The organism is Arcicella aquatica (genome assembly GCF_034928825.1).
Lineage (GTDB): Bacteria > Bacteroidota > Bacteroidia > Cytophagales > Spirosomataceae > Arcicella > Arcicella aquatica.
The window spans coordinates 350,046-365,931 of sequence record NZ_JAYFUL010000001.1 but is presented as its reverse complement, the minus strand read 5'-3'; the positions used below and the strand labels follow the sequence as shown (position 1 = coordinate 365,931).

General features: G+C 35.8%; 11 protein-coding genes, 1 tRNA gene and 1 pseudogene. 10 read left to right on the top strand and 3 right to left on the bottom strand.

Translation table 11 applies throughout. The annotated features are described in order from the left end of the window. Positions 1–38: 38 nt before the first annotated feature. From VB264_RS01490 to VB264_RS01470, 5 genes and pseudogenes are all read left to right on the top strand, one after another. Positions 39–768, top strand: a pseudogene (locus VB264_RS01490) (ABC transporter ATP-binding protein). Between the two features lie 166 nt (positions 769–934). After that, positions 935–1,007 (top strand) — tRNA-Met (locus VB264_RS01485). A 156-nt stretch (positions 1,008–1,163) separates the two neighbouring features. Next, positions 1,164–2,069, top strand: coding sequence for a GTPase Era (era, locus tag VB264_RS01480; protein ID WP_407654636.1), 906 nt, complete (start codon positions 1,164–1,166; stop codon positions 2,067–2,069). Positions 2,070–2,306: 237 nt separating this feature from the next. Beyond that, positions 2,307–3,629 (top strand): ribosome biogenesis GTPase Der, encoded by a 1,323-nt coding sequence (der, locus tag VB264_RS01475; RefSeq protein ID WP_323246225.1) that lies wholly within the window; start codon positions 2,307–2,309, stop codon positions 3,627–3,629. A 156-nt stretch (positions 3,630–3,785) separates the two neighbouring features. Further along, the gene (locus VB264_RS01470; RefSeq protein ID WP_323246224.1) at positions 3,786–4,697 is read left to right on the top strand and encodes a DMT family transporter; all 912 of its coding nucleotides are present in this window, start codon (positions 3,786–3,788) and stop codon (positions 4,695–4,697) included. A gap of 5 nt (positions 4,698–4,702) precedes the next feature. Here VB264_RS01470 and VB264_RS01465 read toward each other — a convergent pair whose 3' ends face one another. Next, entirely contained in the window at positions 4,703–5,749 is a 1,047-nt protein-coding gene (locus VB264_RS01465; protein WP_323246223.1) for a WD40/YVTN/BNR-like repeat-containing protein, read from the bottom strand. 106 nt (positions 5,750–5,855) lie between these two features. After that, positions 5,856–8,519 (bottom strand): T9SS type A sorting domain-containing protein, encoded by a 2,664-nt coding sequence (locus VB264_RS01460; RefSeq protein WP_323246222.1) that lies wholly within the window; start codon positions 8,517–8,519, stop codon positions 5,856–5,858. Between the two features lie 428 nt (positions 8,520–8,947). On the opposite strand from VB264_RS01460, the gene VB264_RS01455 reads away from it, so the two are divergent. The 5 genes from VB264_RS01455 to VB264_RS01435 all read left to right on the top strand — a co-directional run bounded on the left by VB264_RS01455 (position 8,948) and on the right by VB264_RS01435 (position 13,568). Continuing rightward, a complete protein-coding gene (locus tag VB264_RS01455) occupies positions 8,948–10,597 on the top strand; it encodes a fatty acid--CoA ligase (protein ID WP_323246221.1) in 1,650 nt (549 codons plus the stop codon). A gap of 177 nt (positions 10,598–10,774) precedes the next feature. After that, positions 10,775–11,371 (top strand): precorrin-2 dehydrogenase/sirohydrochlorin ferrochelatase family protein, encoded by a 597-nt coding sequence (locus VB264_RS01450; RefSeq protein ID WP_323246220.1) that lies wholly within the window; start codon positions 10,775–10,777, stop codon positions 11,369–11,371. 18 nt (positions 11,372–11,389) lie between these two features. Next, positions 11,390–12,907, top strand: coding sequence for an NAD(P)H-hydrate dehydratase (locus VB264_RS01445; RefSeq protein ID WP_323246219.1), 1,518 nt, complete (start codon positions 11,390–11,392; stop codon positions 12,905–12,907). 80 nt (positions 12,908–12,987) lie between these two features. Continuing rightward, positions 12,988–13,188 (top strand): type II toxin-antitoxin system VapB family antitoxin, encoded by a 201-nt coding sequence (vapB, locus tag VB264_RS01440; protein ID WP_323246218.1) that lies wholly within the window; start codon positions 12,988–12,990, stop codon positions 13,186–13,188. Further along, positions 13,185–13,568, top strand: a complete 384-nt coding sequence (locus VB264_RS01435) for a type II toxin-antitoxin system VapC family toxin (protein WP_323246217.1) — start codon at positions 13,185–13,187, stop codon at positions 13,566–13,568. The genes vapB and VB264_RS01435 overlap by 4 nt, the downstream gene beginning before the upstream one ends. Positions 13,569–13,680: 112 nt before the next feature. Here the strand turns inward: VB264_RS01435 and feoB are convergent, their stop codons facing one another. Beyond that, the gene (gene feoB, locus VB264_RS01430) at positions 13,681–15,801 is read right to left on the bottom strand and encodes a ferrous iron transport protein B (protein WP_323246216.1); all 2,121 of its coding nucleotides are present in this window, start codon (positions 15,799–15,801) and stop codon (positions 13,681–13,683) included. Between the last annotated feature and the right edge of the window lie 85 nt (positions 15,802–15,886).

Here is a 15,886-nt window from a genome sequence, read left to right as displayed (position 1 = left end):
TTAGCCTATTGAATACAAATCTTTACCACTCAGGAAAAATGAAAATTATTGAAACTAGCCATATCTCAAGACGTTACGTAATGGGTGCAGAAGTAATTCAAGCCTTGTAAAGATGTAAGTATTTCAGTGAGTAAAGGCGAATACGTAGCCTTTATGGGACCGTCGGGTTCAGGGAAATCTACATTGATGAACATAATTGGTTGTTTGGATACCCCTTCTACTGGCAGGTACATACTAAATAATCAAGATGTAAGTGAAATGACTGAAAATGAATTGGCCACTGTTCGTAATAAGGAAATTGGGTTTGTTTTTCAAACGTTCAACTTATTGCCTCGCCAATCTTCTTTAGAAAACGTAGCACTGCCATTGATTTATGCTGGTTATAATAAAGCCGACCGTATTGAAAAAGCAATGTTAGCCTTAAAAGGTGTTGGACTAGAAAACCGTGCTGGACACAAGCCTAATGAACTTTCGGGGGGACAACGCCAACGTGTAGCCATTGCTAGAGCATTAGTAAACGATCCTTCTATTTTGTTAGCCGATGAGCCAACTGGTAACTTGGATTCAAAGACATCTTACGAAATCATGGATTTGTTCGATCAGCTTTATTCTAAAGGTAATACCATTGTAATGGTAACACACGAAGATGATATTGCTCAATATGCACACAGAATTGTAAGATTGCGCGATGGTTTAGTGGAATCTGACAAGATAAATAACAATGTTAAAAAGGCAAAAGACTTGATGGCAGGTCTTGAAGGACATTGAGAATGAATTTATTTGAAAATATTTTAACGTTATAAGTTGCTGATTGTCATTTAGTTGAAATATAATTTAAATTAAATGTAAAATATTTTAGATTTTTATTTCAGTGAATGCTTGCAGAATAAAATAAGTTTCGTACCTTTGCAGTCCAATCAAATGGAAACAACACCGCAGGATGGAGCAGTAGGTAGCTCGTTGGGCTCATAACCCAAAGGTCACAGGTTCGAGTCCTGTTCCTGCTACAGAGAGAAGACGAGTCATACGACTCGTCTTTTTATTTTAAAATTAATACAATTCGTTTTGTCATCCCGTAGGGAACTCGTTAGCTACTCCCCAAAACTATCTTGATTCCTTCCTCTACTGATTTCAGTAATTTTGACAAATAAACGAGGATAATGATGGAAACAATTAATCATAAAGCTGGCTTTGTCAGTATTGTCGGAAAACCAAACGTTGGAAAATCTACTTTGATGAATGTCTTGGTGGGTGAACGCCTTTCAATTATTACTTCAAAGGCACAAACTACTCGCCATCGTATCATGGGTATCTTGAATGGTACGCATAAAGGCACTGATTTTCAATTGGTTTACTCTGATACCCCTGGAATTATTCTTCCAAAATACGAGTTACATAAATCAATGATGACCTTCGTGCATAGTTCTTTAGAAGATGCCGATGTGATATTATTTGTTACGGATATTTTTGAGAAATACGATGAAGACGATGTTATCAATAAATTAGCCAGAATTGACCATGTGCCTGTTTTGTTGTTAATTAACAAGATTGATTTAGCAACTCCAGAACAGGTTGAAGAAAAAATAGCCCATTGGCGCGAACGTTTCCCAACACAAGCTATTATTCCGATTTCTGCCTTGAAAGAAGAAAATATTGGTCAGATTTTTGATTCTATCGTTGAACAATTGCCATTACATCCTCCATATTTTGATAAAGAGGAATTAACTGATAAGCCCGAACGTTTTTTTGCATCAGAGATTTTAAGAGAAAAAATCTTCTTGAATTATAAAAAAGAGATTCCTTATTCTTGCGAAGTAGTAATCGTCTCTTTCAAAGAAGAAGACAATCTTATCAGAATCTCGGCGGAAATTTATGTGGAAAGAGTAACGCAAAGAGCCATTTTGATTGGTCATAAAGGAGAATCTATCAAAAAGGTAGGTACTCAGGCACGTGAAGCGATGGAGAAATTCTTTGGTAAAAAAGTGTTCTTAGAGCAATTTATCAAAGTAGAACCAGATTGGCGTTCAAAAGCACAAAAAGTGAAATCATTTGGTTATAGTCAAGACTAATGAATTTGAAAATTTGAAAGTGTGCTAATTTGAAAATTAATACTTAAATGATTTTTAAAATATAATTAGCTCAAAGCTGAAAGCTCACTGCTGATAGCTGATAGCCATTCTACCCTAATTTTTAACAGTATATTGTAATCTTTAACGTTGAGGTGCTTGTTAAGCCAAGATTGAGCGACTGATATTCAGGAAATTAATCATAAAAGGTACGCAGGGAACAGCTCAAAAAATTAAAAAATGTCAAACATTGTTGCAATTGTAGGTCGCCCAAACGTGGGTAAATCTACCCTTTTTAATCGCCTTATCGAACAGAAAAAGGCCATTATGGATAACGTTTCAGGCGTTACACGTGACCGTCACTATGGATATGGTGAATGGATTGGTAAATATTTCACCATTATTGATACTGGTGGATATGTACATGGTTCTGATGATACCTTTGAAGGAGCTATCCGTGAACAAGTAGAAATGGCAATCGAAGAAGCCGCCGTTTGTTTATTTGTGGTAGATTGTTCTACAGGTGTTACAGATTTAGATAAAGACTTTGCAAAAGTGCTTCGTCGTTCAAAAAAACCTGTTTATATTGTAGCCAATAAAGCTGATACTTATGAAAAAGGTATGGAAGCTGTTGAGTTTTATGAATTAGGAATGGGCGAGCCTTATCCTATTGCAGCAGAAAGTGGTTCGGGAACAGGAGATTTATTAGATGCTGTAGTAAGTAATTTCCCTGAAGAAGGAATTGAAAATCCGAATGCTGGTATTCCTAAAATTGCTATTTTAGGTAAACCAAACGTAGGTAAATCATCTTTCTTGAATGCGTTATTAGGAAAAGAAAGAAGTATCGTAACAGATATAGCAGGAACTACGCGTGATGCAATTGATAATCACTATACCTTATTTGGGAAAGATTTTATCATTACAGATACCGCTGGTATTCGTAGAAAAGCCAGGATTGATGATAACATTGAATATTATTCAATATTACGTTCAATCAAGGCGATGGAAGAATGTGATGTAGCAGTAATTATTGTTGATGCTACAACCATTGACGTTCAGACTGGTTTGCAAGCACAAGATATGAACATCGTATCGATGGCTGATAAAGCTAAGAAAGGTATCGTGTTGATGATTAATAAGTGGGATTTGGTTGAGAAAGATTCAATGACGGCAAAACGCATTGAAGATGCAGTTCGTCAAAGAATGGCACCAATCAATTATATGCCAATTATCTTTACTTCTGTAAAAGATAAGCAGCGTATTTTCCAAGCAGTAGAAAAAGTTTTGGAGGTATATGAAAATAAAACCCGAAAAATTCCTACTTCTAAATTGAATGATGTGATGTTGAAAGTGATTGAAAACTATCCTCCGCCAGCTTGGAAAGGAAAGTATATCAAAATCAAATACATGACTCAATTACCAACAAAAGCACCATCGTTTGTAATGTTCTGTAACTTACCTCAGTATATTCGTGAGTCTTACGAACGTTATTTAGAAAATCAAATGCGTGAGCACTTTGATTTTACAGGTGTACCGATTCAGATATTTTTTAGAAAAAAATAATAATATATATCATGAAAATGATTTCAGCATCTTGGTTACTTCTCGCTATCAGCCCCCAAGGCATGAGATAAGTAACTATTTGATATGAATTTATTGAAAAGACCTTTCTCAGCAATGTGAAAGGTCTTTTTGTTTTTACCTTAATTTAGAATAACCATGACCGAAAAAAGCAAGTTTCAGTATTTTGTTGGCGTAATTTTAGTATTGACAGGCGCAATTTTATTTGCAGGAAAAGCTGTTCTGGTAAAGTATAATTATCTACATTATCACGTAGATACTGTTTCTTTGTTAGCCCTAAGAATGTTGTTCTCAGCACCATTTTATCTGATAATTCTATTCTTTCAACAGCAAAAACAACAAGACCAAGTAAAGCTTACTACACGACAATGGTTTTGGATGTTTGCTATTGGGTTAGTCGGATATTATTTGGCTTCACTGTTTGATTTCTGGGGTTTAAATTATATCACTGCCAGTGTAGAACGCCTCATCCTTTTTATATATCCTACTATTGTAGTAATTATATCGGCCATTTTTTTAAAGAAGCCTATTTATAAAATTCAGTACATAGCTTTAATAATTACCTATCTGGGCGTAGCGATTGCTTTTGTCCCTGACTTACAATTAGGTTTGCAAAAAGACTTAGTGATTGGCTCAATCCTGATTTTCTTAAGTGCCTTTACCTATGCCTTATACCTAATAGGCAGTGGCGAAATGATTCAAAAGGTTGGTGCTCTCCGATTTACTTGCTATGCCATGCTTATTTCTACGGGTATGGTCATCGTGCATTACTTTGTTGCAAGAGAAAAGGGTTTGCTCTCTTATGAAGCAGGGGCTTATTGGTTGAGTCTAGCGATGGCTATATTTTCAACGGTTATTCCTTCGTTTATGATTTCGGAAGGAATAAGACGCATTGGCTCAGGCAATGCGTCTATTATTGGAAGTGTCGGGCCAGTAGCCACCATTATTATGGCGAATATTTTTTTAGATGAAAATATCACTGCTTGGCAACTAGCAGGAACTTTCGTTGTGCTATCTGGTGTATTAATGATTTCTTGGAAAGGGAAATAATTGCTTTATTCTTTTTCTAACAATGAAGTATCCAATTTGGCAATGTTTCCTCTTCCACCAACGGCCCAAATGCCATTTCCCATAATACTAATAGCATGAAAAGCGGAGGTGTCGATCGCTTTCCACGACTTTCCAAAATCTTTTGAATAACTAGTTCCTGATGGTCCAACGGCTATCAGGATTTTTTTCTTATAAATCGCTACCCCTTCTTTCAAACCCGCAGGGTTTGTTTGGGGTGCATCAACCCAAGTTTTACCACCATCACTTGTCAGTAAAACATTTGGTATAGCTTTGTTAACTTCTAAATAATCACCACCCACAGCAATCCCATGATTAGTATCCCAGAACCTCATGCCAAACAATCCACTGGCTTGGCTCGCCGACATCGTTGTGTTAATTACTTCCCAATTATTACCTTGGTCAGTACTTCTGAAAATTCTTGAATTTTTGGCTCCACCAGTGCATATATATACATTGCTTTTACCTGAAACAATCAAACTTGTTCCACTAGCCGCAAAAGCTGCTTCGCCTTCTTGGTTAGTAGGAATATTCTCTGGATTAATCGGTGTCCAAGTCTTTCCACTATCCTTTGTTTTAATAATAAAGAAATGCCCGTTAATAGGGTCGCTAAAAGCGATACCATTTTGTTTATCCCAGAAATCAATCCCATCGAAGAAAACACCTTTTTCATTAGTTTGGTAAACAATATTCCAGCTTTTACCACCATCTTCAGTGCGGTATATTTTAGCATTACCTTTTTCGGCTTCACCTGCACTCATCAAAATAGCCTTGTTTGCATCGAAAGCATGGATGTCTCTAAAATCCAACTTTTCGGCTTCAGGTACTTGTTTTACTTCCCAAGTTTTTCCTCCATCAATCGTCTTAATGAAAGTCCCTTTTGAGCCACCCATCCAAACGATTTTATCTGATACAGCATGTACAGCCCTAAAGCTTGCATCCGTATTGATATTTTGTTTGAGCCATTGAGCATGCGTATGGATGGAAACTAGGATTAGCAATAAGGAGGAGGTAAAATATTTAAGGGTTGTCATTAATGAAAAGATTTAATGTTAAATGATTTGAATTACGAATGTACAAAAAGCCCAATAAAAAAGCCTTCTCAATTTTGTTGAGAAGGCTTTAAAATGATTTTTAAAATTATCTATTAACAATAATACGTTTTGTTAAATCAAAATTTGCTGCTTTGAAACGAAGCATATATTCGCCTTCGTTGTTATTTCTTAAATCAATGATTACTTTGCCTTTGATAGTTGGTAAAGTTCCAGCGTAAATCTGTCTTCCTAAAAGGTCATAAATCAAAATCTCTGGATTGTCATAATCAGCTAACGTTTCAATGGTTAACAAACCGTTGCTTGGGTTAGGATAAATAGATAATCCTGCGAAACTTGGGTCTTCTTTGAAAGAAAATGCTTTAGAGAAATTTGAAAAACATGCTAACTGACCACCTGGTGCTGAAGGAATAGCAAACAATGTTTTAATTCTCGCTGTATAGTCTCCAAATCTATTGGCTTTAATGATTCCTTCTTTGAATGCTAATACTTCAGAACCATACTTCCATTCATATTCGTTTCCAGTAGGGAAATTAACTGCTTTTAACGTATAAGTACCGTCTTTTTCAATAGATGCTGCTGATGCATCAGGGTTGTTTCTAACAATGATGTTAATCGGTGCTGATTTCGGTGAAATACAACCCGTAGCAGTGTTCTTCGCAAATGCAGTATATTCTCTAGAAATATCCACGAAAGTACCTTGGCTATTAATAGAAGCTAAATTAAGTGTTTTTCCTACAAAGCCTGTGCTCCATGTTACTTCAAAAGGACTTGTTGCTAGTAAGTTTACAGTATTGATTTTACTATAATCATCATTACTTCTTGAACAGAATATTGTTGCGCCATCAGCAGCAATCGTTGGTGCATCTGGTACAGGTAAAGCAACTGTTGATACAAGGTCAGATGAAGGAGAAATACAGCCACGTGGGTCAATTACTTTTACAGAGAAAGTCCCCGTAGTTTTTACTGTAATAGACTTAGTTGAATCTTTGCTACTCCATATATATTTTGTTTTTTCGCCATTGATTAAATCCGAAGAAGTAATAATTACGCTTTGGTCAGCACAGAAAGATAAATTTCCACTTGAAGTAATTGTTGGCTTAGCAGGCAATGCATAAACAGTAACTTTTACTAAGTCAGACGAAGGCGAAGTACAGTTATTTGCATCAATAACGGCAACTGTCAAGTCTTTAGAAGTACTTAAAGTAATTGAGCGAGTCGTTTCGTTGTTACTCCAAACATATTTAACATTTGGGGTTGATGTTAAAGTAACCGTTCCACCATCACAAAATGCGATTGGACCACTTGCTGTAACGACAGGTTTCGCAGGAAGTGCATTTACTTTAATTGTTGTAGTATCTGATGATTTAGACACACAACCTTTGGCATCAATTATTTGCAAAGCATATTTGCCTGCAACTTTAATATTGGCGATAGTTCTAGTAGTGGCACCTGTATTCCAATTGTAGCTAAAACCCGCTGTTGATGTAAGAGATAATGTATCGCCAGCACAAATAGTAGCATTTGCTTTTGATGAGGTAATAACAGGCTTAGTTGGTAATACAAGCGCTGTTAATTTTACTGGTTCAGAAAGTGGAGAACTACATCCTAATACTTTTTCAACACCCAATACTTGAATAGTTGCCGTTTTGTTGAATGATTTTACTGAACTTAATGTGCCTAAGCTATCTTGTTTTACCCCATTGATATACCATTGATATTTAGCGGTTACTGCACTACTATCTGCTTTTAAAGAAACAGTTTTATCTTCACAAAATTCTAATGCACTAGCAGTAAGGACAGGTTTTGTAGGAACTGTAACTGCTTTTAGAGAAACCGCATCAGATATTGGAGAAAGACAACCAATTCTAGATTCTACAGATACTACTTGAATAGAAGCTGTTTTATTGAATTTTTCAATGTGACTTACTGTGCCTAAATTATCTTGTTTTACACCATTTACATACCATTGATAATTCTTGATAAATTGAATACTATCAACTTTCAGAGTAGTACCTATGTCTTCGCAAAAAGTAGGTGTTCCAACGGTAATTTTAGGTTTAGGTAATGAGTAAAATTCTACATAAACCTGACCGTCTGCATAAGCAGGAGCTTGAGGACATTCAGGAGCAACTACTGAAAGATAGTAATACCCAGAAACCTTGGTTTTTAATTCAGGAGTTCCGAATCCTTCAGTAGAAGGGTCTATATAATTTGGAGAGGGAAAAACACTAATCATTCTTTGCCATCTATATTCATAGGTAGGATTAGTTACATTAGATGATTTTAATGTTACAGTCTCACCATCGCATGCAATAATCTTGTCTTGAGTAATGTGTGGGAGTGGTGGAGCTGATATATGCTTTACTTTCAATTCATTTGAATGAGGACTAACATCAGTTCCAATGCTACAAGTTGCATAAACAGTGATGTCTGAAGAGATTTCCAAAATCTTTATCTCAGTAGTTGGTTTGTTTAGACCGAGATCCGTTCCATTAGAATCATACCAAGTAATAGTACCAGTATTACAACCTGACGATCTTAATACTACAGCACTTCGTGGATCACCAATAGATTGATAACCACACCTTTCTATTCCTACGTATTGAACAGTTGGGGCGTCTGGAATGGAGGTGTTTGTAGAGTTCTTATTCTCTTCTGAAATTGAAGTGGAACCATTCGCTAAGACAACACCTAAAGACGCTATCAGAAACAAAATGACTAAGAGTGTTCTTTGAGTAAAGTTGTTCATAATTAAAATATTTTTTTTTGGTAAAATTTTTAGGTTGAGATTTTAGAATGCATCAGAAATTTCGCTTTAATGCACGTAGCAATTTACTTATTTTATTCTAAATAAATGCTATGCCTTGTAAAGTACGGAGTAAAAATAAGACAGGACTCGCTTAAAACCATAAAAAAAACATTAAACTTTTTGATTTAGATAATTTAAATGCTTTACCGTATTGGATTTAGTGATTATTAAATCTATTTGTTTCAAAATTTGCAGGTATTGATACAATTTAATGCCATCATCAATCGTGTAGTAAGATAGTATTGAGTTGATTTTAGAAATAAAATTTTGTATTTAATTACATTAATTTCACAAAACATTTACCTTTGTATTATTATTAATAATTTTATATTTTTTATAAAAAAATTGTGATAACTCGACGATTTTAAATGAATATTCGCAAGTTGCCCTCAGCCAGTCACGCTTTTAAATATCCTTTATTGATTAAAAGTATCCTTGCTTATTCTACAATTTTGGAACCTCATAACGAAATTGTTTATAAGGACTCGTTACGGTATAATTATTTCGAACTGAATCGGAGAGTTCGAAAACAAGCAAATGTTCTCAAAAACATGGGGATAGATGGTGGCAAAACTGTTGCTGTCATAGACTATGATTCTCATAGATATTTGGAGTGTTTCTTTGGTGTTCCGATGACGGGCAATGTATTACATACCATCAATTGGCGCCTTTCACCTGCTCAGATATTATATACTATTAATCATGCTGAAGACGAAGTAATTATTTGTCACGTTGATTTTTTGCCACTTTTGGCGTCTTTATTTGATGAAATAACTACCGTTAAAAGTATTATTGTTTGTACTGATGACGGCGAATATATTAATAATACTTCGTTACCAATAATAGGCGAATATGAGGCTCTATTAGAAAATGCTGCTGATGAATATGACTTCGAGGACTTTGACGAAGATGCCGTAGCCACTACTTTTTATACTACAGGCACCACAGGTAACCCTAAAGGGGTGTATTTTACTCATCGTCAGTTAGTGTTACATACTTTATCCATCAGCGTAACATTCAGTGCGATTGCTGGTGCTTGTCGTTTTAATAATACCGATGTATATATGCCACTTACGCCCATGTTTCATGTACACGCATGGGGCTTTCCTTATGTAGCTACGATGTGTAATACTAAGCAAGTGTATGTTGGCAAGTTTGATCCTGAAATGGTATTGAAATGTTTTGTGAAAGAAAAAGTTACCTTTTCACATTGCGTGCCTACTATTTTACAGATGTTTGTCTCACATCCAGCTACTCAACAAATTGATTTATCTCAATGGAAAGTAGTCATTGGTGGTTCTGCTTTACCAGAGGCTTTGGCCAAAGCAGCTTTACAAAGAGGAATAGATGTAATTACTGGATATGGGATGTCTGAGACTTGCCCCATTTTATCAACAGTGTACTTGAACCCTGAAGATGCAAAAAATCCAGATATAGATTTTCAAGTGAAAGCCCGTACGCGTTCTGGAACGCCTGCTATTTTAGTTGATTTACAGTTGCTCACGGAGAATGGAAGCATTGCTAGTAATGATGGAGAAACAATTGGGGAAATAACAGCAAGAACACCGTGGTTGACACAAGGTTATTTTAATGAACCCGAAAAGTCGGAAGATTTGTGGGAAGGAGGGTGGTTGCATACTGGCGATGTAGCTACAATGGATCAGCATCATTCCTTAAAAATAACTGACAGAATAAAAGATGTGATTAAGTCTGGAGGAGAATGGGTAAGCTCTATCGCCTTGGAAAGCCTGATTGGCAAACATGAAGCTGTTCAGGAAGTGGCAGTCGTGGGGATTCCAGATACAAAATGGGGCGAACGCCCACATGCCATGATTGTATTGAAACAAGACCAAAGTCTGACAAAAGAAGAATTAAAGAATTTCTTACAAAAGTATGTGGATGATAAAACAATCACTGCTTGGACAATCCCAACATCGGTTGATTTCGCCAAGGCTATCCCGAAAACATCTGTCGGAAAAATTGACAAAAAAGTGATTAGGACTTTGTTGCCAATCTAAAGAAGAAAAATCTTTCATAACGATTTTTATATAAATGCTTGATTACTGAAACCTTGCTCGGATTCCGAGCAAGGTTTTTTGTTTGTATCTTCGCCTTTCAAATTGTTCATTAATAGCCATTGTTGGATATTAATTTTATATTTATAGACATTCTCATTCAATTATTCGAACAAATAGATGATACAAAATACTTCCATAAAAAACCGATTGTTTCCCGTTTTTCTTAAGTTAGAAGAATTAAATGTTTTGCTTGTGGGCGGAGGAAATGTGGGTTTAGAAAAACTTTCGGCGATGCTCAATAATAGTCCTGAAGCTAAAGTAACTGTGGTGGGAACGATGATAAGACCCGAATTGAGAGAATATGCGCAGAGTTTTCCACAAGTAATTATAGAGGAACGGAATTTTGAGTATAATGATTTAGATAATAGAGATTTGGTGATTTTGGCAACGGATAACCCCGAATTGCATGCAAACATCAAACGCAGTACCGCTGAAAGACACATCTTATGCAATGTAGCAGATACACCAGCCCTTTGTGATTTTTATTTAGGGTCAATCGTACAAAAAGGAGATTTAAAAATAGGCATTTCGACCAATGGAAAATCGCCCACGATGGCAAAAAGGATGCGAGAGTTTTTAGATGATATTATTCCAGATGATATTCAACAATTATTGGACAATTTGCGAGAAATCCGAAAGTCAATTAAAGGCGACTTTCAAGAAAAAATTAGGGTGTTGAATGAAGTAACAGAAACAATGATTAATAAAAAGTAACTTATAGATAATAAATCAATGGAAACGCTTAAAATTCTTAATGCTAGTCAGATAAGAGCCTTGGATGCTTTTACGATACAAAAAGAAGGAATTTCTTCTATTGATTTAATGGAAAGGGCTTGTGCTACTTTTGTCAATTGGTTTGGTCAAAAATATTTTTTGAATACAAAATTGTGTGTCAACATATTTTGTGGCTTGGGGAATAATGGGGGAGATGGTTTAGCTATCGCTCGTTTATTAAAGCAACAGGGCTTTTGTGTAAAAGTTTTTGTCGTGCAATATACCGACAAAACAAGTGCTGATTTTGATATAAACCTGAAACGCCTTCAAAGTTTTGCTAAAGTTAATTTCATCAAGACCGTTAACGATTTTACGTTATTTTCGGAAATTCAACAAAATAACATTATCATTGATGCCCTATTAGGGGCTGGAATCAATCGGTGTGTTGAAGGAATCTTAAAAGAACTTATCAATACCTTAAATGAAACGACAGCCATAAAAATTGCCGTAGATATTGCTTCGGGGTTGTTTATGGATAATGCAAATGATAAAGAAGATGTTATTTTCAAGCCTGATTTTACTGTTACTTTTCAGTTGCCCAAATTGGCATTGATGTTGCCTCAGAATTATGAATTTGTAGGTGAATGGGAAGTACTTGACATTGGCTTACAGGAGCAAATGATTAATGAACTCCCATCTTATTATTTTTATACAGCGCAAATTTTTCCTAAGCATCGCAAAAAATTCTCTCACAAAGGCACTTATGGACATAGCCTGATATTGGGAGGATCAAAAGGAATGATGGGAGCCGCCATTTTATCTGCTAAGGCTTGTTTGCGTTCGGGTGTTGGTAAACTTACTTGTTATGTGCCAGATATAGCTTATACAATAATGCAAGTTTCTGTGCCAGAAGCTATGACGCTAACTACTTCAGATGACTTGGATTTTATTTCAACACACTTTACCGAAAAAGATTTCGAACACTATCAAGCTATTGCTATTGGTCCGGGTATCAGCACACACCCAGATGTTTATAAAATGTTGGAAAGCGTAATAATCGCCGCTACCAACAAACCAATGGTCATTGATGCTGATGCTTTGAATTTACTTGGAACTGAAGAAGGCAGAAGTTTATTAAAACAATTGCCTCCTAATACTATCTTGACACCCCATCCCAAAGAGTTTCAAAAATTATTGGGATTGACATGGAAAGATGATTTTGACAAGCTGAGCTTACTGCAACAGTTTGCTAAAAAGCATCAAATATTTGTAGTATTAAAGGGTTATCAAACGGCTGTTGCTACTCCCGAAGGAGATGTTTATTTTAATTCAACAGGCAATGCAGGCATGGCAACTGCGGGGAGTGGGGATGTGTTGACGGGTATTATTGTAGCTTTATTAGCACAAGGATATTCAGCCAAAGAAGCGGCTATTCTAGGTGTTTTTAAACATGGCGAAGCAGGAGATTTGGCAGCGAATAGTCGTGGACAAATGGCTATGATTGCGAGTGATATTATTGATGATTTAAGGTGGTGAAGAGAGGATTAACTGTTGTAAGTAATTGACTATTTGTATTTTATCGTATAATTATTTAATTTAAAGCAAAATTAAAAAACATGTCAGATTTAGCTTTATTTTCAAAACTATCTAGTTTACCTGAACATCTTAAAATAGAGGTGATAGATTATATTGAGTTTTTGGAAAAAAAATATCAATCATCTAAACTTCATCCTAAAGCAGGGTGTATGAAAGGCACGTTTAAAATGGAAGATGATTTTGATGAGCCATTAGATGATTTTAAAGAATATATGGAATGAAGTTGTTACTTGATACGCACACCTTTATTTGGTTTGTTGAGAATGATTTAAATTTACCCGGCAAACTAAAAACAGAAATAGAAAATCCTGTTAATGAAATTTATATAAGTGTTGTAAGCCTGTGGGAAATTGCTGTAAAGGTAAGCCTTGGTAAGTTAGCAATGACAATAGATATACCTAAACTTATTATTAAAATTGAAGAATGTGGTTTCTTCACACTTCCGATTTTGGCAGAACACATTGTGTGTGTATCTTCTCTGCCATTTCATCATCGTGAACCTTTTGATAGAATGTTAATCGCTCAAACGCTTTGTGAAAAAATGACAATCGTTAGTAGAGATGGTTCTTTTAGTGAATATCATGTTGACTTGCTTTGGTGAATATAAATATGCTAACAACCTTCAATAATTCAAAATAGCGTCATTCTTTTTGCCAACAAAAAAAGGCAAACCTAAGCTTGCCTTCTATCAATATTTTTAACTATTAACATTATTATTTCAATACCTGATAAACAATAAATGCTGAAATGTAAGCAAGGCCAGTCATATAGAATAATTGAATGGCTGGGTATTTCCATGATTTAGTTTCGCGATAAGTAATTGCCAGCGTACTCATACACTGCATCGCAAAGGCATAAAAAATTAATAGTGAAAAGCCCAACGCAGTATCATACATGGGTTTACCCGTTTCAGGATTGATTTCCGCACGCATTCTGTTCATTACCGTAGCGTTTTCATCATCTACTTCGCCACCTAAACTATAAATGGTTGACATCGTACCGACGAATACTTCACGCGCAGCAAAAGAGGTGATTAAGGCAATCCCAATTTTCCAATCATATCCCAAAGGCTTAATCACTGGTTCAATTACTTTACCAAAAACACCAGCATAAGAGTTTTCTAATTTCTGAGAAGCTATTTTATTCTCCAACTCGATACCCGTCAATGTTGGGTTTTCTGCTTTTATTTTAATTTCAGCTCGTTCAATCGAATCACCTGGTCCATAACTCGCTAATACCCAAAGGACAATAGAGATAGCCACGATAATTTTACCAGCTTGAAAAACGAAAGCTTTAGTAGAATTCCAAATTGTTATGGCAACATGTGAAAACCTAGGCCCTTTATAAGAAGGCAATTCCATAATGAAGTAGCTTCTTTCTTTTACCTTTAAAAGTAGCTTCATAATCCAAGCCGAAACCAATGCAACAAAGAAGCCTAATAAATACAAAGCAAACAAGGCTACTCCTTGTAAATTGAAAATACCAAATAAGGAACTCGTTTCTGGCACCACAAGGGCAATCAACACGGTATAAATTGGTAAACGTGCCGAACACGACATTAAAGGCGTTACCATGATGGTAATCAGTCGGTCTTTCCAAGAACTAATACTACGCGTACTCATGATAGCTGGTACCGCACAAGCAACGCCTGAAATTAAAGGCACAACGGATTTCCCACTCAAACCGAATCTACGCATGAGTTTATCCATGATAAACATCACTCTCGACATATAGCCTGTTTCTTCCAACATTGAAATAAAGAAGAACAAAAAAGCAATTTGAGGAATGAAAATCAACACGCCACCGATACCCGAAATCAATCCGTCGGTGAGCAAATCGGTTAGTTTAGAATCAGGAAGCTCTGTTTTAAGGAACTCGTTGAGTGAGGCTATACCTCCATCAATCAAATCCATCGGATAAGTTGCCCAAGTAAAAATGGCTTGGAAAACGATAAATAGAATGGCTAAGAAAATGAAATAACCCCAAAAACGATGCAAGAATATTTTATCAAGGCGGTCTGTCCAAGTATTGATAGGGTCTTCTTCAACTGGCATTTCATGTAAGCAGTTATCCACAATTTCATTCAATTGTGCATACCTTGCCATAGTTTCCTTTGACTGCGCCTCTTGGGTTTTCCAACCATACTTTGTTTGCAGTTCATCAAAGCCTACTCTTTGTTGGGTATTGAATTGCCTTAAATTATCATGTTCCGAAAGCCAGAGTAAAGCATGATAATCGTCAGTATCGCCATATTTCTGTTTGATTTCGTCAACCAATTCACTTGAATAAGTCATTGGTAGGGTATCATTAGAATTATAGCCAGATGCCAATGTTTTATTCACCGCCAACCGTAAACCGTTTAATCCAATGCCTTTTTTAGCATTCACTTCGGCAATTTCAACATTCAACTCACGTGCTAATTTTACAGAATTAATTACAATTCCTTGATTTTCAGCAACATCAATCATATTTAGTGCTAGTACAGTAGGAATGCCCAAATCACGTACTTGGCTAAAGAGCAATAAATTACGCTTTAGGTTGGACGCATCCACCACAACAATGGCTAAATCTGGATAGTCGGGATGTTTTGGATTAGCCAAAATATTGATAACTACTTGTTCATCCACAGATTTAGGATAAATACTATAGATACCTGGCAAATCCAGAATTTCAGCATCATCCCCACTTTCTAATTTCCATTTACCAATTAGTTTGTCCATCGTCACCCCAGGAAAATTACCTGTTTTCTGACGAAGGCCAGTTAGCGAATTAAATAATGATGATTTCCCAGCGTTTGGATTACCGATGAGAGCTATTTTTGGAGATTTTTTCAATTTTTTAAATTAAATTAACGGCAATTTTTTGAGCGAACTTTATATAAAGAGGCTTTAAGCTCAGTAATTGAGATGATGACACTGA